The sequence below is a fragment of the Rhodococcus sp. 15-2388-1-1a genome (assembly GCF_002259145.1).
Lineage (GTDB): Bacteria > Actinomycetota > Actinomycetes > Mycobacteriales > Mycobacteriaceae > Rhodococcoides.
In genome coordinates, this window is the sequence record NZ_NPFP01000043.1 from 110,657 (window position 1) to 137,076 (window position 26,420).

23 protein-coding genes are annotated in these 26,420 nt (G+C 65.9%); 21 read left to right on the forward strand and 2 right to left on the reverse strand.

Annotation, left to right across the window (positions count from 1 at the left end):
- Positions 1–134: 134 nt before the first annotated feature.
- From dacB to CH302_RS24325, 19 genes are all read left to right on the forward strand, one after another.
- Positions 135–1,475 carry a D-alanyl-D-alanine carboxypeptidase/D-alanyl-D-alanine endopeptidase gene (gene dacB, locus CH302_RS24235; RefSeq protein ID WP_094650096.1) on the forward strand — a complete coding sequence of 447 codons (1,341 nt, stop codon included), beginning with the start codon at positions 135–137 and terminating at the stop codon, positions 1,473–1,475.
- Entirely contained in the window at positions 1,460–2,557 is a 1,098-nt protein-coding gene (locus CH302_RS24240; protein WP_037195010.1) for a zinc-dependent metalloprotease, read from the forward strand. Before dacB ends, CH302_RS24240 begins: the two co-directional genes overlap by 16 nt.
- Positions 2,558–2,598: 41 nt before the next feature.
- Entirely contained in the window at positions 2,599–3,549 is a 951-nt protein-coding gene (gene tilS, locus CH302_RS24245; protein ID WP_037195011.1) for a tRNA lysidine(34) synthetase TilS, read from the forward strand.
- Positions 3,550–3,560: 11 nt separating this feature from the next.
- A complete protein-coding gene (gene hpt / locus CH302_RS24250; protein WP_032395535.1) occupies positions 3,561–4,112 on the forward strand; it encodes a hypoxanthine phosphoribosyltransferase in 552 nt (183 codons plus the stop codon).
- Between the two features lie 289 nt (positions 4,113–4,401).
- Positions 4,402–7,329: an ATP-dependent zinc metalloprotease FtsH gene (gene ftsH / locus CH302_RS24255; RefSeq protein ID WP_037195012.1), complete on the forward strand. Its 2,928-nt coding sequence runs from the start codon at positions 4,402–4,404 to the stop codon at positions 7,327–7,329.
- Between the two features lie 219 nt (positions 7,330–7,548).
- Positions 7,549–8,148, forward strand: coding sequence for a GTP cyclohydrolase I FolE (gene folE / locus CH302_RS24260; RefSeq protein WP_037195562.1), 600 nt, complete (start codon positions 7,549–7,551; stop codon positions 8,146–8,148).
- A gap of 19 nt (positions 8,149–8,167) precedes the next feature.
- Positions 8,168–9,016 (forward strand): dihydropteroate synthase, encoded by an 849-nt coding sequence (gene folP / locus CH302_RS24265; RefSeq protein ID WP_037195013.1) that lies wholly within the window; start codon positions 8,168–8,170, stop codon positions 9,014–9,016.
- Positions 9,013–9,417, forward strand: a complete 405-nt coding sequence (gene folB / locus CH302_RS24270; RefSeq protein ID WP_052048042.1) for a dihydroneopterin aldolase — start codon at positions 9,013–9,015, stop codon at positions 9,415–9,417. Before folP ends, folB begins: the two co-directional genes overlap by 4 nt.
- Positions 9,414–9,923, forward strand: coding sequence for a 2-amino-4-hydroxy-6-hydroxymethyldihydropteridine diphosphokinase (folK, locus tag CH302_RS24275; protein ID WP_037195015.1), 510 nt, complete (start codon positions 9,414–9,416; stop codon positions 9,921–9,923). The genes folB and folK overlap by 4 nt, the downstream gene beginning before the upstream one ends.
- A complete protein-coding gene (locus CH302_RS24280) occupies positions 9,920–10,390 on the forward strand; it encodes a DUF3180 domain-containing protein (protein ID WP_037195566.1) in 471 nt (156 codons plus the stop codon). Before folK ends, CH302_RS24280 begins: the two co-directional genes overlap by 4 nt.
- Positions 10,391–10,480: 90 nt before the next feature.
- Complete coding sequence (locus CH302_RS24285; protein ID WP_176460770.1) at positions 10,481–11,836, forward strand: DUF6779 domain-containing protein; 1,356 nt, start codon at positions 10,481–10,483, stop codon at positions 11,834–11,836.
- 114 nt (positions 11,837–11,950) lie between these two features.
- Entirely contained in the window at positions 11,951–12,862 is a 912-nt protein-coding gene (locus tag CH302_RS24290) for a Rossmann-like and DUF2520 domain-containing protein (RefSeq protein ID WP_037195016.1), read from the forward strand.
- The gene (gene panC, locus CH302_RS24295) at positions 12,859–13,767 is read left to right on the forward strand and encodes a pantoate--beta-alanine ligase (protein WP_037195017.1); all 909 of its coding nucleotides are present in this window, start codon (positions 12,859–12,861) and stop codon (positions 13,765–13,767) included. Before CH302_RS24290 ends, panC begins: the two co-directional genes overlap by 4 nt.
- Positions 13,768–13,771: 4 nt before the next feature.
- Positions 13,772–14,203, forward strand: a complete 432-nt coding sequence (panD, locus tag CH302_RS24300) for an aspartate 1-decarboxylase (RefSeq protein ID WP_032380718.1) — start codon at positions 13,772–13,774, stop codon at positions 14,201–14,203.
- Positions 14,204–14,207: 4 nt separating this feature from the next.
- Positions 14,208–15,008 (forward strand): type III pantothenate kinase, encoded by an 801-nt coding sequence (locus tag CH302_RS24305; protein ID WP_037195023.1) that lies wholly within the window; start codon positions 14,208–14,210, stop codon positions 15,006–15,008.
- Positions 15,009–15,143: 135 nt separating this feature from the next.
- Positions 15,144–15,713 (forward strand): cysteine dioxygenase, encoded by a 570-nt coding sequence (locus tag CH302_RS24310; RefSeq protein ID WP_082323837.1) that lies wholly within the window; start codon positions 15,144–15,146, stop codon positions 15,711–15,713.
- An 11-nt stretch (positions 15,714–15,724) separates the two neighbouring features.
- The gene (locus tag CH302_RS24315; RefSeq protein ID WP_037195570.1) at positions 15,725–16,147 is read left to right on the forward strand and encodes a rhodanese-like domain-containing protein; all 423 of its coding nucleotides are present in this window, start codon (positions 15,725–15,727) and stop codon (positions 16,145–16,147) included.
- 36 nt (positions 16,148–16,183) lie between these two features.
- A complete protein-coding gene (lysS, locus tag CH302_RS24320) occupies positions 16,184–17,707 on the forward strand; it encodes a lysine--tRNA ligase (RefSeq protein WP_037195025.1) in 1,524 nt (507 codons plus the stop codon).
- Positions 17,708–17,981: 274 nt separating this feature from the next.
- Positions 17,982–20,522, forward strand: coding sequence for an ATP-dependent Clp protease ATP-binding subunit (locus tag CH302_RS24325; RefSeq protein WP_037195026.1), 2,541 nt, complete (start codon positions 17,982–17,984; stop codon positions 20,520–20,522).
- A 164-nt stretch (positions 20,523–20,686) separates the two neighbouring features.
- Here CH302_RS24325 and CH302_RS24330 read toward each other — a convergent pair whose 3' ends face one another.
- Both CH302_RS24330 and CH302_RS24335 read right to left on the reverse strand, forming a co-directional pair.
- Positions 20,687–22,012, reverse strand: coding sequence for a serine hydrolase domain-containing protein (locus CH302_RS24330; protein ID WP_052048045.1), 1,326 nt, complete (start codon positions 22,010–22,012; stop codon positions 20,687–20,689).
- A 174-nt stretch (positions 22,013–22,186) separates the two neighbouring features.
- Positions 22,187–23,422: a lipase family protein gene (locus CH302_RS24335; protein WP_082323838.1), complete on the reverse strand. Its 1,236-nt coding sequence runs from the start codon at positions 23,420–23,422 to the stop codon at positions 22,187–22,189.
- An 86-nt stretch (positions 23,423–23,508) separates the two neighbouring features.
- Here CH302_RS24335 and CH302_RS24340 point away from each other — a divergent pair, with 86 nt between their 5' ends.
- Together CH302_RS24340 and CH302_RS24345 are read left to right on the forward strand one after the other, a co-directional pair.
- The gene (locus CH302_RS24340) at positions 23,509–23,946 is read left to right on the forward strand and encodes an OsmC family protein (protein WP_037195028.1); all 438 of its coding nucleotides are present in this window, start codon (positions 23,509–23,511) and stop codon (positions 23,944–23,946) included.
- A gap of 175 nt (positions 23,947–24,121) precedes the next feature.
- A complete protein-coding gene (locus CH302_RS24345) occupies positions 24,122–26,404 on the forward strand; it encodes a putative bifunctional diguanylate cyclase/phosphodiesterase (protein ID WP_052048046.1) in 2,283 nt (760 codons plus the stop codon).
- The last annotated feature ends 16 nt before the right edge of the window (positions 26,405–26,420 follow it).

A 26,420-nucleotide genomic window follows, 5' to 3' on the forward strand; every position in this document is an offset into this window, starting at 1 on the left:
AAGGCTACCGGACCCGAGGATACTGTTGACTGAACGATCGTGGGTACGACCACGGCAGATACGGAGGAACAGTGGCGGGGCTGACACGGCGGTTTCTCGGCCCCACAGCGGGTCGACGGCGCAGGAAGAAGCGCATGATCCTGACGCTGTGTGCCGTGTTCGTGGTGATCCTCGCCGTGACGACCGCAGCGCTGGTGCTGCCGTCGGTGTCCGACGGTGCCGAGACCGCGATCGAGCCGCCACCCGACACGGTGCTGCCCGACCCGGCGATCACCCCGTTCCCGGAATCGGCACCGATGCCGAACGCGGCAGGTCTGGCAGCTGCACTCGCCCAGGTGGTCGACGATCCCGCCCTCGGCACGTTCACCGGAACCGTCGCCGACGCGCAGACCGGCCAGGTGCTCTGGTCCCAGAACCCCGACACTCCGATGACGCCTGCCTCGACCACGAAGGTGCTCACCGCGGCGGCTGCGATGCTCGCGCTCCCGGCGGATCACCGCGTCACCACCCGAGTGGTCCAGGGAAGCGGCGAGGGCAACATCGTGCTGATCGCGGGCGGCGACCCGACACTCACCGCGCTGCCGGTCGGAACCGGCGGGTTCTATCCCGGCGCGGCGCGCATCGACGACCTGGTCGAGCAGATTCGGCGCAGCGGAACGGTGGTGCGCAGCATCGCCGTCGACACCTCGATCTATTCCGGTGACACGATGGCGCAGGGCTGGTTTCCCGCCGACATCGCAGCTGGTTCGATCACGCCGATCGAACCGATCATGCTCGACGGCGGAAGATCGGACCCACTCGTCGACGAATCGCCGCGCAGCACCACCCCGGCACTGGACGCGGGCCGCGCGCTGGCCGCGGGGCTGGGCGTCGACCCGGCCGTGGTGACCACCGGCAAGGCGGCCGACGGGGCCGATCAGATTGCATCCGTCGAATCCGCTCCGCTGCGAAACCGCTTGCAGCAGATGATCTATCGGTCCGACAACGTCCTCGCCGAGGCCGTCGGACGCGAACTCTCGCTGGAGATGAACACGGCCGCAAGCTTTTCCGGTGCAGTGGCAGCGATCGGGCAGACCCTCTATTCCGCAGGCTTCGACATGGCCGGACTCCTGCTCGAGGACGCCAGCGGGCTGTCGGTCGACGGCAAGATTCCGGCCAGGCTGCTCGATCAGGTGTTGACCTCGGCCGCCGGAACCGAGCAGCCGGCGCTGCGTCCGATGCTCGACTACCTTCCCGTCGCCGGTGCCACCGGAACCCTGACGGATCGGTACGCCTCGGGGAATCGGACCGGAGCGGGCTGGGTTCGCGCCAAGACCGGGACCCTTTCTGCTGCAAGCGCTTTGGCGGGATATGTCGTCGACGTCGACGGCCGGATCCTGACCTTCGCTCTGATGTCCAACGACCGGCCACCCGACGTCAGTCGCCCCGCCCTCGATGCCGTCGCATCGACCCTGAGATTGTGTGGTTGCCAGTGAACACGGACGCAGCAGCGAAGACCGACGACAGCGAAGCCACCTCCGGTTTCGCCGGTGCCGTCGACTGGTCCGTGGCAGCCAGGGCCGGAGCCAAGCTGGCCCGCCCGGGTCCGGCCACCTCGCGCTACACCGCCGCTGCAGCCGTGGAAGAGCTTGCGGCCGCATCCATTCGGGCCGAGGGGCCGGTGCGCGAGACCACCGGCCTGGCCGACGGACTCCCCGTGCCCGACGCCCAGGTGGTCGACCGTGCCGGCTGGATCGCTGCGGCCGCGGCGTCGATGAAGCACCTGACCGGAGACGACGACGGTACGCCGCCGTCCGGGCTGCTCGGCGGGAAGCCGGCCGGACTGCAGGCCGGAGCGATGCTGGCCTTCCTGTCCAGCGCCATTCTCGGACAGTACGACCCGTTCACGGGCGAGAACGGAACCCTGCTCCTCGTCGCGCCCAACGTGATTGCCGTCGAGCGTGCACTTCGTGTGTCGCCCAGCGACTTCCGCCTGTGGGTGTGCCTGCACGAGGTGACCCATCGAGTGCAGTTCTCCTCCGCTCCGTGGCTCGGCGGCTACATGCGCGAGAACGTGGGGGTCCTCTCCGACGGCACCGACGAGCCGCTCTCCGATGTCGCCAACCGGCTCACCGGCGCGCTGAAGGCCCGAAAGAATCCGAGCGGGTCGTCCAAGTCCGAGGACGCAGGCATCGTCGGACTGCTGCGCGCCACCCAGCCGCAGCCTCAGCGGGACGCCATCGACCGACTCCTGGTGCTCGGTACACTGCTCGAGGGCCACGCCGACCACGTGATGGACGCCGTCGGACCGGCCGTCGTGCCGACCGTGACGCAGATTCGCGGTGCGTTCGATCAGCGCAGGCAACGCAAGGTGAATCCACTTCAACGCGTCGTCCGGGCACTGCTCGGCATGGACGCGAAGATGGCGCAGTACGTGCGCGGAAAGGCATTCGTCGATCACGTCGTCGCCACGGTGGGGATGGAACGCTTCAACACCGTGTGGACCGGGCCCGACACTCTGCCGTTGCTGTCGGAGATCGAGGACCCCGACGCCTGGATCGCCCGAGTTCTGGGCTAGTGCTCCTGCCTGAGGGAGTGGAGCCTGCGGAACGACCACGAATGCCTGAAGGGCCTGCTCTGCTGGAGATCAGGCACGCGGTTCGGGGTTGGTTGTCGGTGCATCCCGGGCCGGTGGTCGTCGCATTGTCCGGTGGAGCGGATTCGTTGGCCCTGACCGCAGCGACCGTGGCCGAGGCTCCGAACGTGCGGGCGTTGATCGTCGATCACGGTCTGCAGGCCGGCTCTGCCGAGGTGGCCTCGATCGCGGCGGCGCGTGCCCTCGAGTTCGGCGTCGATGACGCACGTGTTCTGACGGTGCAGGTGACCGGTTCGGGAGGGATGGAAGCGGCCGCCCGAAGAGCCAGGTACGACGCGTTGAACCGGGCCCGCGGCGACGCGTCGGTGCTGGTGGCGCACACCCTCGACGACCAGGCCGAGACGGTGCTGCTCGGGTTGGGGCGCGGATCGGGACCGCGGTCGATCGCGGGCATGGCGGCATTCGATGCGCCCTGGGGTCGGCCGCTGCTCGGGGTTCGACGCAGCGTGACCCGAGCTGCCTGCGTCGAGCTGGGGGTCGAGCCGTTCGAGGATCCGCACAACACCGACACCGATTTCACTCGGGTGCGGTTGCGTCACGAGGTGCTGCCCTTGCTCGAGGACGTGCTCGGCGGTGGTGTCGCCGCGGCGCTCGCGCGGACGGCCGAGCAGTTGCGCGAGGACGGCCGGGTGCTCGACGCGATGGCCGAATCGGTCGTGGACACCGATTCACCGGACCTCGCGGTCGCGGCGCTCGACCCGCTCGATCCCGCCGTTCGCCGGCGAGTGCTGCGCCGATGGTTGCTCGGCAGGGGTGTGACGTCCCTGACCGACCGGCAGATCCGGGCCGTCGATGCCCTCGTCGGACGGTGGACCGGCCAGGGCGGGGTTGCGCTGCCAGGCGGAACGCCCGACGCCAGGTTGGTGTGCTCGCGTCGACATGGCAGGCTGAGCGTCGGCCTGGAGAACGAATGAAGGGAAACCCCGTGTACGAGGGCGACATCGAATCGGTTCTCATTTCCGAGGAACAGATCAAAGCACGCACTGCGGAACTCGCAGAAGAGATCGCCCAGCGGTATCCCGAAGGCTCGCCGGAAGGTGACCTGCTCCTGGTCGGCGTCCTCAAGGGCGCGATCATGTTCATGACCGACTTCGCGCGCGCATTGCCCATCCCGGCGCAGCTCGAGTTCATGGCGGTCAGCTCCTACGGTTCGTCCACCTCGTCGTCGGGCGTCGTCCGGATTCTCAAGGACCTCGACCGCGACATCACCGGACGCCACGTGCTGATCGTCGAGGACATCATCGACTCCGGACTGACCCTGAGCTGGCTCAAGCGCAACCTCGCGACGCGCTCGCCTGCCTCGTTGTCGGTGGTGACGTTGTTGCGCAAGCCCGACGCCATCAAGGTCGACGTGGAGGTCGCGAACGTGGGCTTCGACATCCCCAACGAATTCGTCGTCGGCTACGGCCTCGACTACAACGAGCGCTACCGGGATCTGCCGTACATCGGCCTGCTCGATCCCAAGGTCTACAGCTGAGTCCGTTCCTTCGGTCCGCCCCGTTCGCGTGAATGGACCATTGCCGCGCCGAGACGTATGCAATGGTCCATCGATGCGGATAGGGTGCCCAAGAGGTGGGGAACTGCCGGGGGAGTGCAGTCGTTGGAGGGGTAGAAGCGTCGACGCAAACAGGTGCGTGGACGCACAGCGCCAGGTATGAGCGAGTCAGATGTCCGAGTCTCGCGCTAGCCTGGAGTATCCGGCGGGCAGGGAGCAGCCAGCGCGCGGGAGCGGACTGAAAGGACACGGCCGACTCGGCTGAAGCTGTATGAATCGGAAGACAGTAATACGAAATCTTGCCATCGTTTTCGGCATTCTGTTGGTGATCTATGCCTTCAGTTACTTCGGTAACGACACGCGGGACTGGAAGACGGTCGACACCTCGGTGGCGATCGCCCAGCTCGACGACCGCAACGTCGAGTCCGCGCAGATCGACGACCGCGAACAACAGATTCGGCTGACGCTCAAAGAGGCCAACGAGGCCTCGGGCAACGAAACTCAGATCATTGCGAAGTATCCGGACTCGGCGTCCGAGCAGATCTTCGACAAGGTCGACTCGCAGGGTCTGACGAGCTACAACACCACCGTCACCCAGGAGAGCTGGTTCAGCTCGTTCCTGCTGCTGATCCTGCCGATGGTGCTGATCCTCGGCGTGATCATCTTCGTGATGAGCCGCATGCAGGGTGGCGGACGCGGTGGCGTCATGGGCTTCGGTAAGTCCAAGGCCAAGCAGTTGACGAAGGACATGCCCAAGACCACCTTCGCCGATGTCGCAGGCGCAGACGAGGCAGTCGAAGAGCTCTACGAGATCAAGGACTTCCTGCAGAACCCGGCGCGCTACCAGGCGCTCGGTGCCAAGATTCCGCGCGGCGTGCTGCTGTACGGCCCTCCCGGAACCGGCAAGACGCTGCTCGCGCGCGCCGTCGCAGGCGAGGCAGGCGTGCCGTTCTTCACCATCTCCGGCTCGGACTTCGTCGAGATGTTCGTCGGCGTCGGCGCGTCCCGAGTGCGCGACCTGTTCGAGCAGGCCAAGCAGAACAGCCCCTGCATCATCTTCGTCGACGAGATCGACGCCGTCGGTCGCCAGCGCGGCGCAGGCATGGGCGGCGGTCACGACGAGCGCGAACAGACGCTCAACCAATTGCTCGTCGAGATGGACGGCTTCGGTGAGCGCACCGGCGTGATCCTCATCGCCGCGACCAACCGCCCCGACATCCTCGACCCCGCGCTGTTGCGTCCGGGCCGCTTCGATCGGCAGATCCCGGTCGGTGCCCCAGACCTGGCAGGCCGTCGGGCGATCCTCAAGGTGCACTCGGCAGGCAAGCCCGTCGCGCAGGACGCCGACCTCGAAGGTCTCGCCAAGCGAACCGTCGGAATGTCCGGTGCCGACCTGGCCAACGTCATCAACGAGGCCGCACTGCTCACCGCTCGCGAGAACGGCACCGTCATCACCGAGGCGTCCCTCGAGGAGTCGGTGGACCGCGTCGTCGGTGGCCCGCGCCGCAAGAGCCGCATCATCAGTGAGCACGAGCGCAAGATCACCGCGTACCACGAGGGTGGCCACACTCTCGCGGCATGGGCGATGCCCGACATCGAGCCCGTCTACAAGGTCACCATCCTCGCTCGCGGTCGCACCGGCGGCCACGCGATGACCGTGCCCGAGGACGACAAGGGCCTGATGACGCGGTCGGAGATGATCGCTCGCCTCGTGATGGCCATGGGTGGCCGCGCGGCCGAGGAACTCGTTTTCCACGAGCCGACCACCGGTGCGTCCTCGGACATCGACCAGGCCACCAAGATCGCTCGCGCGATGGTCACCGAGTACGGCATGAGCAGCAAGCTCGGCGCGGTTCGGTACGGGCAGGAACAGGGCGACCCGTTCCTGGGCCGTTCGATGGGCCAGCAGTCCGACTTCTCGCACGAGGTCGCCCGTGAGATCGACGAGGAGGTGCGCAAGCTCATCGAGGCTGCGCACACCGAGGCGTGGGCCATCCTCAACGAGTACCGCGACCTGCTCGACACCCTTGCCTCCGAGCTGCTCGAACGCGAGACGCTCACCCGCAAGGACCTCGAGAAGATCTTCCACAGCGTCACCAAGCGGCCGCGCATCACCCTGTTCAACGACTTCGGTGATCGCAAGCCCTCGGACAAGCCGCCGGTCAAGACGCCCCGCGAACTCGCCGCCGAGCGCGGCGAGCCGTGGCCTCCGGTGCCGCCGGCCCCGAAGCAGCTTCCGCCGCAACAGTTTCCGCAGCCCAGCTACGCCGGTTCGCCGCAGCTGAGCAAGGGGGGCTACCCGAACGGAAGCAACGGATACAACGGTGCCCCCACCAACGGCGCGCCCACCAACGGTGCCCCCACCAATGGCGCTCCGTCGAACGGTGGCCAGGTCAACGGATCGCCGGGCACCGGGGACGTCAATGCGCCGAACAACGGTGACGGTCGACGCAGCGCCCCCGCAACCGGCGGTTTCAACGGCGGTGGCTACAACGGCGGACCGAACGGAGGTTACGGCGGCCCGGCCAACGGAGGTGCTCCCAACGGGGGCGGGTACTCCGAGGGCTACCGCAGGCAGGAACCTCGCCCGAGCGGCCCCAGCCAGGGCTCGCGTCCCGATTACGGTGCCCCGGCAGGATGGTCGGCTCCGGGATGGCCTCCGCGTGACCAGTCCTCGGTTCCCCGTTACCAGGGACCGACCACGCCGCCGGCTGCGAATCAACCGAATCGCGAGCAGCCGGAATCGGATCGACCGGATCAGAGCCGGTACGAGCCGCCGCAGGGACAGCCGCCGACGTACCGACAGCACCCCACCTATCAGCAGCCGCAGGCATATCAGCCGCCGACCGCTGCGCCGTCGAACCAACCGCCGTCGAACCAACCGCCGTCGAACCAACCGCCGGAATATCAGTCGCCGCAGAATCAGCCGGATCCGTTCCGGCCGGACGCTCGGGACCAGGGTCGTACCTCTCGGCACGAGCCGCCGTACGGCCAGAACCGGGACGACGCTGCACCGGCCGAGGCGTCGCCTCCCACCTGGGAGGTTCCGACTCCATCGCAGAGCTACCCGCTGCCCGGAGACGATCGTCCCTCGAACAGCGCGCCCGAGGACTCGCGTCGAGACGAGCGAGCCGAGGACGACGGCGACGAAGGTCCGCGCACGCAACGCTGGGAAGGACCGGGCGGCTCGTACCGCTAGGTCGGTCATTAGGCTGACTGGGTCGACCAATTCGGTCGGCCCAGTCCGTCGTTCGAACCGTGCTGTAGGTCGGCGCAGCTGCTCTGTGAAGAACAGGTGCAGTTCGGCCCAGCTGTCACATTCGCGGAGCCCAACCGGAGGTACGTTCTCGTGTCAGTCAACCGGACCGACGAGTCGTCGAACGACTCGGCAGAAGTCCCAGCAGCGCAGCAACGGGCAGTGGAACAGACAGTGGCCTACGCCACCGGTGCGGTCTTCGACCAGCCTCGCGCCGAGGCCGCCGTACGTGAGCTGCTGATCGCCGTCGGCGAGGATCCCGACCGTCCAGGTCTGCTCGACACCCCGGCCCGCGTCGCGCGCTCCTACCGCGAAATCTTCGCCGGGCTCTACACCGACCCGGACACGGCGCTGAACACGACGTTCGACGAGGGACACCAGGAACTGGTCCTCGTCCGCGACATCCCCATGTTCTCCACGTGCGAGCATCACCTGGTCTCGTTCCACGGCGTCGCACACGTCGGCTACATCCCGGGCAAGAGTGGCAAGGTCACCGGCCTGTCGAAGCTCGCGCGCGTGGTGGACATGTACGCCAAGCGTCCGCAGGTGCAGGAGCGTCTGACCAGCCAGATCGCCGACGCGTTGATGCGCAAGCTCGACCCGCGCGGTGCAATCGTCGTGATCGAGGCCGAGCACCTGTGCATGGCCATGCGCGGGATTCGCAAGCCCGGTGCCAGCACCACCACCTCGGCGGTGCGGGGTCTGCTGCAGTCCAGCGCGGCATCGCGTTCGGAAGCTCTGGACCTGATTCTGCGGAAATGACGCGGCCGGTCGATTCCCGATGAGCCCGGCGCGGAGTATCCCCCCGGCACCCGTCGTCATGGGTGTCCTCAACGTCACTGCCGATTCGTTCTCCGACGGCGGTCGATACCTCGATGTCGAGGCCGCCGTCGAACACGGCCTGGCGATGCATCGTCGCGGAGTCGACATCGTCGATGTCGGTGGTGAGTCGACGCGTCCCGGAGCCGACCGGATCGATCCGACCCTCGAAGCGCAGCGCGTCGTGCCGGTCATCGCCGCGCTGGCCGCAGCAGGGGTGGCCACCAGCGTCGACACGATGCGTGCCTCGGTCGCCGAGGCCGCGATCGACGCCGGGGTCTCGATCGTCAACGACGTCTCGGGCGGTCGGGCGGATCCGAACATGGCCGGGGTGGTCGCGGACGGTGGATTGCCGTGGATCCTGATGCATTGGCGAGCCGCCGGATCCGAATACCGGCACGCAGGTCCGGCCGATCGATACGACGACGTGGTCGCCGACGTTCGCAGCGAGCTGCTCGAACAGGTCGATCACGCAGTGGCGGCGGGAGTGGACCCGGCGATGCTCGTGCTCGACCCCGGCCTCGGATTCGCCAAGAACGCCGATCACAACTGGCAACTGCTGCGTGGCCTTCCCGACCTGGTGTCGGCCGGGTTCCCCGTTCTCGTCGGTGCTTCCCGTAAGCGCTTCCTCGGGTCGCTGTTGGCGGACGCCGACGGTTCTCCGCGGCCACCGGACGGACGCGAGGTCGCCACGGCGGTGGTGTCGGCCCTCGCCGTTGCCGGGGGAGCGTGGGGTGTGCGTGTGCACGACGCCCGCGCATCACTCGACGCGGTTGCCGTCGTACGGGCATGGCAGGGTGATCGAGCATGAGCGAGATCAGCAGCCGCGCCAGCGCAGGGACGCGTCGCGGCGACCGCATCGAGCTGCGTGGCCTGACGGTGCGCGGCAATCACGGGGTTTTCGACTTCGAGAAGCGAGACGGGCAGGACTTCGTCGTCGACATCACCGTGTGGATGGACCTGCGTCCCGCGGCCGAGACCGACGACCTGACCCGAACGCTGCACTACGGAGAACTGGCCGAGCACGCTGCCGCCGTCGTCGCGGGCCCGTCCAGGGATCTGATCGAGACGGTCTCGGCCGAGATCGCCGAGGTCGTGTTGGCGTACGACTCGCGTGTCGAGGCGGTGGAAGTGGTGCTGCACAAGCCGTCGGCCCCCATTCCGCTGACGTTCGGGGACGTTGCCGTGGTGGCGTACCGGGAGCGGCCGTGACCCGTGCGGTGCTGTCCATCGGCAGCAACATCGGTGATTCGCTCGCCCACTTACGCTCTGTCACAGCCGAATTGGGTTCGCGGCTGGTTGTCTGCTCGCCGGTGTACCGCTCCGCACCCTGGGGTGGCGTCGAGCAGCAGGACTTCCTCAATGCCGTGGTGGTGGCCGAGGACGACGGTTTCGACGCCTGGGATTGGTTGAGCTTCGGTCAGCGCCTCGAAGAGGCGGCCGATCGCGTCCGAGTGCAGCGGTGGGGGCCGCGGAGCCTCGACGTCGACGTGATCGTGTGCGAAGACGTGATCAGCGACGACCCTCGTTTGATCCTTCCGCACCCGCGCGCACACGAACGAGCGTTCGTCCTGCTGCCCTGGCTGGACGTCGAACCGGACGCCACCCTGCGCGTCGGCGACGACGACGTGCCGGTGTCCGAGTTGCTCACGCGATCGAGTGCGGAGGAGCGGGCCGGAGTCGTACGTCTCGACGGCAGCGGTGATCGCCTGTGGTGACCAATCCCACCAAGGTCTGGGATGTCCTGGGTCTTTTCCTGGTCGCCTCGATAGGCACGTGGCTGCTGGTTCGGGTCTTCTACGGCTCGTTGCCACCGATTCCGGTGTACGCCGGCGCGTCGTTGTATCTGGTCGCGGTGGTGCAGGTGGTCACTGCGGTGATCGTTCGCAATCGCATCGCCGAGCATCGGGTGGGCGGCGGTCTGCACGATCTGCATCCGTTGACGGTGTTCAGGGCGCTGGTGCTGGCGAAGGCATCGATGCTGGTGGGAACCGCTGTCGTCGGGGTGTGCGTCGGATTTCTGGTGTACGTGATGCCGCGTGCGGCGACGGTGCGGGCAGCGTCGTCGGATCGGGTCGGAGCCGTCGTTGCGCTCGTGGCCGGACTGGCCGTCGTCGCTGCGGCGGTGTGGCTCGAGCAGTGCTGCCGGACCCCGAAAGACAATGACGACGAGCGTTCTCGGTAACGCCCGAAACATTTGATTGTTACCTCGGTTGTGTAAGTGATCGGTCGAGGATGACTATTTGCGAACGATTTGCCGGTTACCCTTGTGAACATGACAGATCAGACTCGCGCAAAGAAGGGGCGCCGTAAGAGGCGTAGTGCGAGCCAGCTGTTCCTCGCGGCGCTCGTCGTGTTCGGCATCATCGCCAGTGTGTTGTTGCTCTTCACCGAGAGCGTGCAGTGGATGAGGGTCGGTGTTCTCTCGGCGCTGTGGGCTGCGGTGATCGGTGCATTCGCGATGACCAAGTACCGGCGTGAGGCGGCCGCCGATCAGACCAAGGCCAAGGACCTGCAGACGGTCTACGAGCTGCAGTTGGCTCGGGAGATCTCCGCCCGACGTGAGTACGAGATGAGCGTCGAAGCTCGGGTTCGCGGCGAATCGCAGCTCGAGATCGACGAGGTCGCAGCGCTACGCAACGAACTCGCCGCCCTCCGCCAGAACCTGCAGGTGCTCTTCGACGGCAATCTGCCCACCGAACGCGTCGCACTGCGGGCCGAGGCGATGAGGATGCAAGAACTCGGCGGACGCGGATACGACAGCTACCAACCTGCGCCGTCCGGCCTGTACGTCCCCGGTCGCGGGAACGGCAACGGTTCGATGGCACCGGGAACCGGCCTCAACGGCGTCGGAACTCCGTACGACGAGCCGGTCACGGCGGAGACGTCGGTGGTGTACCCCGAGGATCCGGACGAGATGCCGCAGGCCACGGCTTCGGTAGCGCCGCCGGTGGCTGCCGAGTCGGCTCAGGATCCGTACGACGAGGATTCGTTCGAGCAGACGAGTTACGACACGGACGCCTCCGACGCAGCCGAGGAACCGTTCGAGCGGCCTGCAGCGCAGGCACGTCCCTACGGCGCTCCGAGACCGGCGGGACGCGTCACGCCGCCCAGCTCGCCTTTCACCGCATACGACTTCGAGCAGACACGTCGACCTGCTGCAGAACCGGAACCTGCGGCGGAGTTCGAGCCGCAGGCCACCACCGAGACCTACGAGACCGGGCATGCGGAGGCCGATTCGGTCGGTTCGTATCCCACGGAGTCGTTTTCGGCCGAGTCGTTCTCGGCGGAGTCTGCATCGGAGCCGGCCGAGCAGTACGCAACCGAGCCCGAACACGGATCGGACGCGGTCCCGAACGGCGACGCCCTCTCGGAGTCTCGCGCCTCGTTGCGTGACTCGGCCGACGCGTTCTTCGCGGCCGATCACGACTACGAGACATCGGCCGAGGACACGTCCGTCTCGCCCCGGCGAGGTCGCAGGCGCGCGGAGTCGAGTGACGAGGATGCCACGGGAGCGCACTCCAACGGCCGATCCGTCGCAGAGATCATGGCCGGTCTGCAGGGTGGTGACTCGTCCGACGTGACCACAACGGATCCGGGGACGCGTCGCCGCCGCCGTCGCGCAGACTGAGAACCAGATCACACTGCTCTTCCATGGCCCGCGAGGGCTCACTGTCGCTATTGTTCCCTGCAGGACGTCTGGTACCCGCCACGCGGGACTGGAACGAACGAGAGGAAATTTTCGGTGACCTTTTCTGGCACCGGTGGTCTGTCTCCGGCTCGCTTGACGGTTGGTGTCGTCTCGGCGGGACGGGTCGGTACCGCATTCGGTGAGGCGCTCGAACGCGTCGGGCATGTTGTCGTCGGTGCCGCCGCGGTGTCCGATGCGTCTCTCGCGCGGGTGCGTGAGCGGCTTCCCGAGTCCCAAGTTCTGCCCGTGGACGAGGTTGCTCGTCGCGCGGAACTGCTCGTTCTGGCCGTACCGGACAGCGAGTTGGCGTCGATCGTCGCGGGCCTGGCGTCCACAGGGGCGGTTGCACCGGGAAAGTTGGTGGTGCACACCTCCGGAGCGAACGGGATCTCGGTGCTCGAGCCTCTGGCTGCTCTCGGTGCCGTGCCCTTGGCCATCCACCCGGCCATGACGTTCACCGGCGGAGCCGAGGACACCGACCGGATGACGGCCGCGTGCTTCGGCATCACTGCAGGCGACGAGATCGGCTACGCAGTGGCGCAGGCTCTCGTTCTCGAGATCGGCGGCGAGCCGGTGCACGTCCCCGAGAACAACCGGGCGCTCTACCACGCCGCGCTCGCGCACGGCAGCAATCACCTCGTCACGCTGGTGGTCGACGCCGTCGAAGCGCTCCGAGTTGCGTTGGCCGGACCGGGTTTTCCCGGTTCGGATTCCGAACGCGGTGTGCCCGAGCGTGTTCTGGCCCCGCTGCTCGAAGCTGCGCTGGACAATGCGCTGCGCAACGGCCAGTCGGCCCTCACCGGGCCGGTGGCCCGCGGCGACACCGCTGCAGTCGGCAAGCATCTCGACGTGCTCGAGTCCGTGGATTCGCGGATCGCAGCCGGATACCGCGCGCTGTCGTTGCGATCGGCACAGCGCATCGGTGCCAAGGCAGACCTGATCGAACTTCTGGAAGGGAATCGATGACCCTCGCGGGCAGCTACACCAAGGGGCAGTTGACGGTTCACCACGATCCTGCGGTGATCACGTCGGTGTCGAAAGCACTGCGGGGCGTCGGGAAGCAGGTCGCTCTCGTACCGACCATGGGTGCCCTGCACGCCGGGCACCTGCAGCTGGTGCGGCAGGCCAAGCTCACCGGGGCAGTGGTGATCGTGTCGATTTTCGTCAACCCCCTGCAGTTCGGTGTGGGCGAGGACCTCGATGCCTACCCGCGGACTCTCGACGCCGATGTGGCACTGCTGCGTGAGGAGGGCGTCGAGCTGGTCTTCGCGCCGTCGGCGTCGGACATGTATCCGTCGGGTCCGCGCACCACCGTCAATCCCGGTCCGCTCGGCGCAGAACTCGAAGGTGCAAGCAGGACTACACATTTCGCAGGAATGCTCACCGTCGTGGCCAAACTGCTGCAGATCGCTGCACCGCATCGCGCCTACTTCGGCGAGAAGGACTACCAGCAACTGACGTTGATCCGGCAGATGGTGCGCGATCTGAACTTCGACGTCGCCGTCATCGGGGTTCCGACGGTTCGCGAGCAGGACGGACTCGCCTTGTCCTCGCGTAACCGGTATCTCGATGCCGAGCAGCGCGACGCCGCCATGGCGTTGTCGGCCGCACTGGTCGCCGGAGCGCACGCCGCGGCAGGCGGCAGCGAGGCCATCATCGCCACTGCGCGTGCCGTGCTGGACGAGGCACCGCTGGTGCAGGTCGACTACCTGGAGGTACGCGACCCGCATCTCGGACCCGCTCCCGAACGTGGCGACGGCAGACTGCTCGTGGCAGCCAAGGTGGGCACCACGAGATTGATCGACAACGTCGGTGTCGCCGTCGGCACCGGTTTCTTGGAGTACCCGGACGATCCGAAAAGTGGAGAGTGACACGATGTTTCGTACCATGATGAAGTCCAAGATCCATCGCGCCACCGTGACGCATGCAGACCTGCACTACGTGGGCTCGGTGACTGTCGATCAGGATCTGATGGAGGCGGCCGATCTGCTCGAAGGCGAGCAGGTCACCATCGTCGACATCGACAACGGCGCTCGGCTCGAAACGTACGTGATCACCGGTGAGCGCGGCAGCGGTGTCATCGGAATCAACGGAGCTGCAGCGCATCTGGTGAACCCGGGCGACCTGGTCATCCTGATCGCCTACGGGGTGATGAACGAGCAGGAGGTTGCCGACTACGCGCCGCGAGTGGTGTTCGTCGACGAGAAGAACCGTCCGGTCGAGTTGGGCAGCGACCCGGCTCATGCGCCTGCGGGCTCGGGTCTGATCACGCCGCGCGATCTGCGAGCCGATTCCGTGCTGGTCTGATTCGATGCTCCTCGCGATCGATGTGCGCAACACCAGCACCGTGGTCGGTCTGTTCACCGGCACCGGTGATCACTCGAAACTGCTGCGCGATTGGCGAATTCGGACGGACCCGCATGTGACGGCCGACGAGCTGGCTCTGATGTTGCGTGGTCTGCTGGGTGAGGACGCCGAACGGATCACCGGAGTCACTGCGCTGTCGACCGTGCCGTCCGTGCTGCGGGAGATGCGGACGATGCTCGCGCGCTACTGGGATCACGTGGTGCACGTGATGGTCGAACCCGGTGTGCGCACCGGAGTGCCGTTGCTGGTCGACAATCCCAAAGAGGTCGGAGCCGACCGTATCGTCAATACCCTTGCCGCACACGACCTGTACGGCTCGGCGTGCATCGTGGTCGACTTCGGAACCACCACCTGCGTCGACGTCGTCTCGGCCAAGGGCGAATTCCTCGGCGGCGCCATCGCCCCAGGACTAGAGATGTCGGCGTCGGCCATGTCGACCCGCACTGCCACGCTGCGCGAGGTGGAGATGATCCGGCCTCGTTCGGTGTTGGGCAAGAACACTGTCGAATGCATCCAGTCGGGCACCATCTTCGGTTTCGCCGGTCTGGTGGACGGCCTGGTCGGGCGAATTCGACGGGAGGTTCCCGAGGTTACCGGAACGGATGTCGCCATCATCGGGACCGGCGACATCGCCGCGCTGATCCTGCCGGAATCGACGACCATCGAGCACCACGAACCGGATCTGACGCTCGAGGGTCTCCGTCTGGTCTACGAACGCAACATGGCAAAACGGCGGCCGCGCTGAATGTTTCGGTCCAGCGCTGGCGGATCCGGCGTTCGTGTGTCAGAATCGTCGGCGTGATGACGTGCATGGCCACCCAGGAGTGTTGTCGAGGCTGAACCCTGCCTCGTTCGTAACACACCCCTGGAGTAGAGCTTCATGCTTTCCACACCTGTATTTTCTGCACCCTCCCGTACCCGGTTGTCGTCGCGTTCGGTCTCGACGCTGCCGACTCGGTTGCGTCCACCGGACCTGCTGCGCATCACCGACCAGGGCGCATCCGACGTCCTCGAGGGCCGCTTCGATCACCTGCTTCCCGACGGTGGCCGCTGGCCGACGGACGAGCGTTGGGCCGTCCGTCTGCATTCCGACGACGACCTCGACGTCTGGTTGATCAGCTGGGTTCCCGATCGGTCCACCGAACTTCACGATCACGCGGGGTCGCTCGGTGCGCTGACCGTGCTCAGTGGCTCGCTCCTCGAATATCGTTGGGCTGGAACAGGACTGAGGCAGCGTCACCTCGACGCCGGTGATCAGGCGTCGTTCCCGCTCGGGTGGGTGCACGACGTGATGCACGATCCGGCGTCGGACACGACGGGTCCCACTCTCAGCGTGCACGCCTACTCGCCGCCGCTGACGGCGATGTCCTACTACGAAGTGACCGAACGGTCCACGCTGCGTCGTACCCGTAGCGAGCTCACCGACGAACCCGAGAAGGCCACACTGTGACCATCCAGACCATGACCATTGTCGACATGCTCGAATCCGCGCGCGAGACCATCGATCGCATGACCGTCTTCGAACTGCGAGACGCCGTCGAGCGAGGTGCCGTCGTCATCGACATCCGCCCCCAGGCGCAGCGAGCAGTGGAGGGAACGCTGCCCGGCGCACTCGCCATCGAACGCAACGTCCTCGAATGGCGTCTGGACCCCACGAGCGATGCGCGCCTGGCGATCGCCGTCGACCACGACGTGGAGTGGATCGTCATCTGCTCCGAGGGCTACACCTCCTCGCTAGCCGCCGCGTCGCTGCAACAGCTCGGTTTGCACAAGTCCACCGACCTGGTCGGCGGCTACCAGGCGCTGAAGTCGGCTGGACTGCTCGGGGTACTCACGCAGGCCAAGCACTGCGTCCGTGAGGCCGAGGCCGTCGCTGCGCACTGATCGTCCTCACTCGCTCGGACTGTAAAGTGTGTGCGCGTGACTGACACAGCTTCTCCCCAGCAGGCCGACGACACCCCGGAGCAACTACGGATTCGTCGTGCCAAGCGCGCCGCGCTGCTCGAGCGCGGGGTCGAGGCATATCCGGTGTCCGTCCCGCGGACCCATTCGCTGCTCGAGATCCGCACCGAGTTCCCCGAACTCGAACCCGATACGACCACCGGCCTGATCGTCGGAGTGGTCGGCCGCATCATCTTCGTCCGCAACACCGGCAAGCTGTGCTTCGCCACCTTGCAAGAGGGTGACGGCACCCAGCTGCAGGCGATGATCAGCCTGGCGGGTGTCGGCGAGGACGCTCTCGCGGAATGGAAGTCCGACGTCGATCTCGGCGACTTCGTGTTCGTGCACGGCGAGGTCATCAGCTCCCGACGCGGCGAGCTGTCCGTCATGGCCGACGCCTGGCAGATCGCGTCGAAGTCGTTGCGGCCGCTGCCCGTCGCGCACAAGGAACTGAACGAAGAGACGCGAATCCGGCAGCGCTACCTGGATCTGATCACCAACCCGACCTCGCGTGAGACCGCCCGCAAGCGCATCGCCGTCGTCCGGGAACTGCGTAACGCACTCGAGCGTCGAGGATTTCTCGAGGTCGAGACGCCGATGCTGCAGACGCTGCACGGCGGCGCGGCGGCTCGCCCGTTCGTCACCCACTCGAACGCGATGGACACCGATCTGTACCTCCGCATCGCGCCGGAGCTGTTCCTCAAGCGTTGCGTCGTCGGCGGCATCGAGAAGGTCTTCGAGATCAACCGCAACTTCCGCAACGAGGGTGCCGACTCCTCGCACTCGCCGGAATTCGCGATGCTCGAGACGTACGAGGCGTACGGCACGTACGACGATTCGGCGAAGATGACGCGTGAGCTGGTCCAGGAAGTGGCAATGGCCGCTCTCGGATCCACGGTCGTGACGCTGCCCGACGGCACCACCTACGACCTCGGCGGCGAGTGGACGACCCTCGAGATGTACCCGTCGCTGTCGGAATCGCTCGGGTTCGACGTCACGCCCGACACCACCGTCGACGAGCTCCTGGCGATCGCCGACAAGGTGGGCGTCGAGGTTCCGCGCAAGGACGGCGTCCCGATCTACGGTCACGGCAAGCTCGTCGAAGAGCTGTGGGAACACCAGGTGGGCGACGCGTTGACGGAACCCACGTTCGTCCGGGACTTCCCGGTCGAGACGTCTCCGTTGACGCGTCAGCACCGAAGCAAGCCGGGCGTCACCGAGAAGTGGGATCTGTACGTCCGTGGGTTCGAGCTGGCCACCGGTTACTCCGAGCTGGTCGACCCGATCATTCAGCGCGAGCGATTCGAGGACCAGGCGCGCCAAGCCGCTGCCGGCGACGACGAGGCGATGGTGCTCGACGAGGACTTCCTCGCCGCGATGGAACAGGGCATGCCGCCGACCACCGGAACCGGCATGGGCATCGACCGTTTGTTGATGGCGCTGACCGGGTTGGGCATCCGCGAAACGATCCTGTTTCCCATCGTCAAGCCGTCCCAGGCCTGATCGGACGGTGAACGGCTGTTCGCCAGCAGCGGACAGTGAACGGGAAACGTTTTGCATAGTGCCTGCGTTATGAACAGTAAGCAGGCGAGGCAGTCCGTATGTGCGGGCGGTTGCGCAGCATTTCAGGGGTGGAGGGTCGGCGTTCGTAACGTCGGCCAACTACAGTGAGAACCAGTCTTACCTTCAAATGCACAAGCGACCTCAGCGTATGGACACTGCGGCGCTAGAAGAACTGGTGGGCGAGCTACCACCCACCAAGAAGTGAGGGAGAGCGATGTTCGAGAGGTTCACCGATCGCGCGCGGCGTGTTGTCGTCCTGGCTCAAGAAGAAGCCCGGATGCTCAACCACAACTACATCGGCACGGAGCACATTCTGCTCGGCCTCATCCACGAGGGCGAAGGCGTCGCAGCCAAGTCTCTCGAGTCGCTGGGCATCTCCCTCGAAGGAGTACGCAGCCAGGTCGAGGAGATCATCGGCCAGGGCCAGCAGGCTCCGTCCGGTCACATCCCGTTCACCCCGCGCGCCAAGAAAGTACTCGAGCTCAGCCTGCGTGAAGCACTGCAGCTCGGCCACAACTACATCGGCACCGAGCACATTCTGCTGGGACTGATCCGCGAAGGCGAAGGCGTCGCAGCTCAGGTTCTGGTCAAGCTCGGAGCCGATCTCAATCGCGTGCGCCAGCAGGTCATCCAGCTGCTGTCGGGCTACCAGGGCAAGGAACCGTCCGAGAGCGGCAGCAGCCGCGGTGAAGCGGGCACTCCGTCGACGTCACTGGTTCTCGACCAGTTCGGACGCAACCTCACCCAGGCCGCACTCGAAGGCAAGCTCGACCCGGTCATCGGTCGCGCGAAGGAAATCGAGCGCGTCATGCAGGTGCTCTCGCGTCGCACCAAGAACAACCCGGTTCTGATCGGCGAGCCCGGTGTCGGTAAGACCGCAGTCGTCGAAGGCCTGGCTCAGGCCATCGTCAACGGCGAGGTCCCCGAGACCCTCAAGGACAAGCAGCTCTACACCCTCGACCTCGGCTCGCTCGTGGCCGGCAGCCGTTACCGCGGTGACTTCGAGGAGCGCCTGAAGAAGGTGCTCAAGGAGATCAACACCCGCGGCGACATCATCCTGTTCATCGACGAGCTGCACACGCTCGTCGGCGCAGGTGCCGCCGAAGGTGCCATCGACGCAGCATCGATCCTCAAGCCGAAGCTGGCTCGCGGCGAACTGCAGACCATCGGTGCCACCACCCTCGACGAGTACCGCAAGTACATCGAGAAGGACGCGGCCCTCGAGCGTCGTTTCCAGCCCGTCCAGGTCGGCGAGCCGACCGTCGAGCACACCATCGAGATCCTCAAGGGTCTGCGCGATCGCTACGAGGCACACCACCGCGTCTCGATCACCGACGGTGCCCTCGTCGCGGCTGCCACCCTGGCCGACCGGTACATCAACGATCGGTTCCTGCCCGACAAGGCAATCGACCTCATCGACGAGGCGGGCGCGCGGATGCGCATCCGCCGGATGACCGCGCCGCCGGACCTGCGCGAGTTCGACGACAAGATCGCCGACGCGCGCCGGGAGAAGGAATCGGCCATCGACGCACAGGACTTCGAGAAGGCTGCGAACCTGCGCGACAAGGAGAAGACCCTCGTCGGTCAGCGTGCCGAGCGTGAGAAGCAGTGGCGCTCCGGCGATCTCGACGTCATCGCCGAGGTGGACGACGAGCAGATCGCCGAGGTTCTGGGCAACTGGACCGGCATCCCCGTCTTCAAGCTCACCGAGGAAGAGACCACTCGTCTGCTCCGTATGGAGGACGAGCTGCACAAGCGGATCATCGGTCAGGTCGAGGCAGTCAAGGCCGTCTCGAAGGCGATCCGTCGTACCCGTGCAGGGCTGAAGGACCCGAAGCGTCCGTCGGGCTCGTTCATCTTCGCCGGCCCGTCCGGTGTCGGTAAGACCGAGCTGTCGAAGGCTCTCGCGAACTTCCTCTTCGGCGAGGACGACGCACTGATCCAGATCGACATGGGCGAGTTCCACGACCGCTTCACCGCGTCGCGCCTGTTCGGTGCTCCTCCCGGATACGTCGGCTACGAAGAGGGCGGCCAGCTCACCGAGAAGGTCCGCCGCAAGCCGTTCTCCGTGGTGCTGTTCGACGAGATCGAGAAGGCCCACCAGGAGATCTACAACACGCTCCTGCAGGTGCTCGAAGACGGCCGTCTCACCGACGGCCAGGGACGCACGGTCGACTTCAAGAACACCGTGCTGATCTTCACCTCGAACCTCGGTACCTCGGACATCTCGAAGGCAGTCGGCCTCGGCTTCTCCTCGGGTGAAGGCACCGGCTCGAACTACGAGCGGATGAAGCTCAAGGTCAACGACGAGCTGAAGAAGCACTTCCGCCCCGAGTTCTTGAACCGTATCGACGACATCGTCGTGTTTCACCAGCTCACCAAGGACGAGATCATCCAGATGGTCGATCTCATGCTCAACCGAGTCGAAGGTGCGCTCAAGAACAAGGACATGGCGATCGAGGTCACCGAGAAGGCGAAGTCGTTGCTCGCCAAGCGCGGATTCGACCCCGTCCTGGGTGCGCGGCCACTGCGTCGCACCATCCAGCGCGAGATCGAGGACCAGTTGTCGGAGAAGATCCTCTTCGGCGAGATCGAAGCCGGCCAGATCATCCTGGTCGACGTCGAGAACTGGGACGGCGAAGGCGCAGGCGAGGACGCGAAGTTCACCTTCCGCGGCGAGAAGAAGGCCATCATCGTCCCCGACGAGGTCCCGGTCGATCTGGCCAAGGCCACCGGAGACAGCGACAGCGAGTAAGTTTCACAGCTCCACACAACGGGCGATCCTCTTCGGAGGGTCGCCCGTTGTCGTATCTCCGCCCGCCCCTCCCGTTCGCGTCAATGGACCCTTGCACCGCCCAGACGTATGCAAGGGTCCATTCACGCGGGTAGCAGTCGGGCGTGAATGGACCGTTGCAACGGTCAGACGTGTGTAGTGGTCCATTGACGCAGGGCCCGAGCACCGAGGGCAACGGCGATGAGGGCAAGTTCAGCGAGCAGAATCCAGAACAGCAGCGCCATGTCAGGAGCCCAGCGGGCCAGGGTCGAGATCGGCGCACCGGCGAGCGCGGGTAGCGAGAAGTACAGCAGTCCGCCCGCGCTGAGGGCAGCGAGGGCGCGCGCGGGTGCCCATCGACCCGGGGCAGTTCCGAATCCCAGCAGGGTTCTTGCCGCACAGATCGCCAGCAACACCACAAGTGCGCTCGACGCGATCAGCGCGATCTCGTACATGCCGAGGCCGGTGGTGCGAGGTTCGTCGATGCCGAGTCGGGCGAGCACGAGGGAGCGGGCCGCGGAGGCGAGCTTGTCGGCTTCGAGTTCGCCGTATCTGTTGGTCGCGAAGACCACGGCCAGGTGTCGTTCCGGAACGAGTGCAACGTGAGTGAAGTAGCCCGGGACCGCCCCGGAATGCCAGCGCATCTCGGTACCGTCGGGCAGCGTTTCGACGTACCAGCCGTAGCCGTACGCCGCGCCCGAACCCGTCGGCACCGTATCGGGACTGTTCGACGCCGGAGCGGTCAGTTGCCTGGATGCATAGCGTGAGAGTTCTTCGATGGAGCCGCTCAGATAGCCGTAACCCATTCCTGCGGAGTCGATTCCGGTATCGATGCTGCGGGGAAAGGTGAAGAACGGCACGTGGCCGGGCGCGACGTTGCCTGCGGTGTGCACTCCGGTCTCGCGGGCCACGACGTCGGCGAAGGGCTCGGCGGTGACCTTCTCGACGATCGCCTGCAGCACTAGATAATTCAGGCTCGAGTAGCGAAAGGTGCCGCGGTCGGTGACGGCGAAGTCCAGGGTGGGGACGACGTCGAGCGCTCGCGCCGTGCGCCCCCACACATCCAGTTCGGTGACGTCGTGGGGGAGACCGCTGGTGTGGTGGATCAGGTTCTCGATCGTGACATTGTCGGGAACGATCGAATCACTCTCCGGCAGAATCGAATTGACGGTCCGGTTCAGAGTGAGATTTTCATGTTCGACGAGTGAGTACACCGTCGCCGCCGTCACCGATTTCGATACCGAACCCCATACGAACGGCGTACTCTCGTCGACCGCCGCACCGTCTCCGTCCAGCCCGTACTCGACGTTCTCCAACACCTCGTGCTCGGACACGACACGGAACGCGACCCCCGGCAGTCCCAGTTCTTCGGCGACAACCCCGATGTCCGACGCCATGCCGGGGTCCGGTGAGGTGGGGGAACCTGCGGTCAGCACTGCTACGACGGTGAGCAGAGCGTGGGCGATGCGCATGGATGGAGTGAACCAACCTCATCGGGGGCGACGCCTCGGTGAACACCCTGATTTCACACCTGAGATCAGCTGCGCCTATCGGGTCGTTCCTGCAGGCTCCACTCCTGCCTATCGGGTCGTTCCTGCAGGCTCCACTCCTGCCTATCGGGTCGTTCCTGCAGGCTCCACTCCTGCCTACCGGGTCGTTCCTGCAGGCTCCACTCCTGCGTCAACCAGCCCCGCGATCCAGGGCAGGACATCTTGATATGCCGCCAGAGCCCCGGGTAGGTGGTTCGCGCCCTCGACCGGGATGGCCGGGAGGTCGTATTCGCGGTAGGTGATGTCTGCGCCCAGATCGCGCCAGCGCTCGAGCAGGGTGCGGCTCTGCTCGATGGGTACGGTGTCGTCCTCGACTGCGTGCGACAGGTACACCGGCATGGCGGGGGAGATGTGCCCCACGGTGTTCGTCTCGGTGATGCCGGACAGAACCGGGTTGCTCAATTGCTCGGTGAGTGGTCGGCCGTCGCGGGTCAGTTCGGCCGTTCGCACTGTCGCGGTGGCCGCGGAGTCGGTGGTGCACCAGTTCTGAGCGGCGTCGAGCGCGGCGACGCCGTCGGAGTCGAAGAGGTCGCGGATACTCGCTGCTCGTTCCGGGTAGGCGTTGATCATCCCGTCGACGGCGAAGAGCACGGCGCTGCCGAGACCGGTGTTGTCGAGTGTGTCGATGTTGAGCGTCGGATCTGCCGGTGGCGCACCGACATACGCTCCTCGAATGTTCAGCTCCGGGGCGTAGGTGGCGGCGAGTTCGGCGGCGGATGCGGACGCGAACCCGCCTTCGGAGTAGCCGAACAGCACCACCGGCGTGGTGGGTTCGACGTCTGCGGTTCTGGCGGCGTCGAGCAGGGCTCGGCCCGAGGCGATCCGGTTCAGGTACGTGTGCCCGCCGGGGGTGCCCAGACCCTGGTAATCGGTTGCGACGACGCGATACCCGGCCAGCAGCAGCGGCAGGATGGCCGGGGACGAGCCGACCGTGCCGAGAACGGCCGATCCGGCGCATCGGTCCGCCATGCCGGAAGTGCCGGGCGCGTAGGCGATCACCGGCCGGGGGCCGGGTCCGGTCCACGGAGCCGTGGGGGTCATGGTGTAGCCGGACACGACCATGGGTCGATCGTGCGTGTCGGTGGACCGGTAGAGAATGCGTTCGATGTCGAATCCGAGTCCGAACCCCTTGGGCGAGTTGACGGGCAGACTTCGGACCACCTCGCCGAGCGGCGCAGTGCCGAGCGTCGCCACCGGCTCGTCGTAGAAATCCGTCAGGGGACCGGCCCCGGCGATCGGCGTCGAACATCCCACGATCGACAGGATCGCGATTGCCGCGATCGTTGCTGCGCGCGCGACGCTTCTCGTTTGTTGCACCCTTCGTGTCGACATCGTCGCACTCGGTAGCCCGCTCACGCTGCTGACGTTAGCCTGAGAATTGGGCCTGCACGGGGTCGACTACGAAAGGATTCGGTTCGATGCCAACTCGTACTTCACGCACAGCTTGGAATGGAACTCTGGAACAAGGTTCCGGCCAGGTAGAGCTGTCCAGTTCAGGCGCAGCGACTTTCGATGTGTCGTTTCCCAAGCGCGCCGCCGAGAAAGCCGACGGCACCACCAGTCCCGAGGAATTGATCGCCGCGGCTCATTCGAGTTGCTACGCGATGCAGCTGTCGGCGTTGATCGCCGAGGCAGGCGGTACCCCGCAGAGCCTCGAAGTCACTGCCGATGTTTCGCTCGGTCCCGACGAGCCCGGCTTCAAGCTCACCGGCATCAAACTCACGGTGCGAGGCGAGGTCGAGGGTCTCGACGCAGACGGCTTCGCGAAAGCTGCCCAGGCAGCAAAAGAGACATGTCCCGTCAGCAAGGCACTCACCGGAGTCGACATCACGTTGGACGCGGCCCTCGAAGGTTGAACGGACAAATCACCCGATGTGAGACTGGCGAACAATCGCCAGGTTTGAAATAGTTCGTTACTTGACCCATCTGCAGGGTGATTCGGTAACGAATCGAGGTCAAACGTCGGGTTCGATCGGCTGATGCGTACGTTCGGGGTATGCACCGACCGGCCTAGGAAGGATCAGCCCCACTATGTTGTGGACGCGCTTCCTGGGTCTCGGTGCACTCGCCGTCGTGGCGTACGCAATCGCCCCGCCCGGAGTACCCCAAGGTGCGATATACGCAATCGTGCTTCTGGCCACAGTTGCTGCGTTCGGGTATCGCTACTTTCGGGAACCCGGGCCGGACAAGCGGACATGGAAGTACATGGCCGTCGGCGTCGGCTCCTGGGGCATCGGCGACGCGCTGATCGCGACGGTGCAGGCCGGCGGTGGACAAGTGTCGACGTTCTCCTCGTCCGACATCTTCTATCTGCTCGGCTATCTGGTGATCGCCGTGGGTTTCGCCCGAGCCGCGGACGAGAACGGGCTCGTGTTCGGGGTCGAAGAGCTACTCGAGTGCCTGGTGGTTGCCGTCGGTTTCGGCCTCGCCACATGGGTGTTCGTGATCTCCGACGGTGCGGCGTGGTCGTTCTCGTCGGCCATCGAACTGTGGCCTGCGACGGTCTATCTCACCATCGATGCATTTCTGCTGACGCTCGTCGGCAGTCTGTACCTGCTGACCCGGTCGACCACGGTGCCGTTCCTGGCGGCCGCGGCCGGCGTCGTGTTCCTCGTCTCGGCCGACTTCGCGTCCTATGCCGCGGTCAACGCCTCCGAGCTCTACCGTTCGACTCTCCTGAACACGCTGTGGCTGGCAGCCTATGTGTGTTTCGGAGTGATAGCGCTGCACGTTCCCGAGCAGGCCGTGTCGCGGATCGACCGGTCCAGCCCTTTCAGATTCGGGCGCGCGAGATTCCTCGGACTCACGCTCGCGGTCGCCGTGACACCCCTCGCGATGGCCGTTCAGCTGGCCCGCGGAATACCCGTCCAACAGTGGGGTTGGGTGATCGTGGTGTCCTCGGCACTGGTCATCGCCCTCGTCGGGTGCCGCATGGCGTGCTTCCTGAACACGCTGCGGCTGCAGACCGCGGTACTAGAGGACGTGGCTCGGACGGACGCTGTCACCGGACTGGCCAGCCGCCGACTGCTCCGAGAGCGGCTGGACACGATGCTCGCCACCCGCGGTGATTCGGACGTCTTCACGCTCGTGGTGGATATCGATCGCTTCGCCCAGATCAACGAGACCTTCGGGTACAGCGTCGGAGACAGTGTGCTGCGCGAGATCGGTCATCGCCTCGTCGCATCGGTACGATCCGACGACCTCGTCGGTCGGCTCGGTGGGGACCAGTTCGTCGTGGCCATGCGCAGGCGGCCGGCTCGGATCGACGTATCGGACACCGCCGAGCGGCTCCAGTTCGCGGTCAGCAGAACGATGTTCGTGCACGACATCAACGTGGCGCTCGACGCGGCCGTCGGAATCGCGTCGACCGAGGTTCCGACGGCGAGTCAGGTGGACGGTGAGGCGATGCTTCAGCGTGCCCACGTGGCGTTGACGGCCGCGAAGGCCGGCCACACCCGCGTCGGTCGTTACGAACCCGACATGGATCGCGACCGCCACGATCAGATGCGGTTGCTGGGGGAACTCGACACGGCGATTCGTGACCACCAGCTTCGAGTGTTCTTCCAGCCGTGCCTGGACCTGGAATCCGGCAGCGTCGATCGCGTCGAGGCGTTGCTGCGGTGGCAGCATCCACGTGAAGGTCTGATCGGACCGTCGATGTTCCTGCCCGACGCAGAGCGCACCGGCATGTTGCCCGCCATCACCGCGCTCGTGCTGGACGAGGCGTTGGCACAGTGCAGTGCGCTGCGCCGCCGCGGCGTCAATCTGTCTGTCTCGGTGAATCTTTCGGTCCGAAATCTGCTCGACGAGACGCTCACCGAACAGGTCGTGGCCGCGCTGGCGAAATATTCGGTTCCCGCGCATGCCTTGGAATTCGAGGTGACCGAGACGACTGCGATGACAGATCCGGTGCGTTCGGTGAACGCGTTGACGTCGCTGCGTGGCCTCGGCGTCACCATCGCGATCGACGACTACGGCACCGGCTACAGCTCGTTGGCCTACCTGCAGACACTGCCGGTACAGACGCTCAAGATCGACCGCTCGTTCGTGTCGAAGATGAACACCGACGAAACCGACGCGTCGATCGTGCGCTCGACCATCGACCTCGCTCGAAGCCTCGGGGTGCGGGTGATGGCAGAGGGGGTCGAGGACGCGGGCACGTTGGATGCGCTCCGAGAGTTGGGCTGCGACGGTGCCCAGGGTTACTTCCTCGGGAAGCCGATGTCCGCTGAGTTCCTCGTCGACGCTGTGGCGAAACTGGACTCGGAGATGCCGACGAAACTCGAATGGGAGCTCGCCCGCGAACGCATCTGAGCGGACGCGTGCGCTC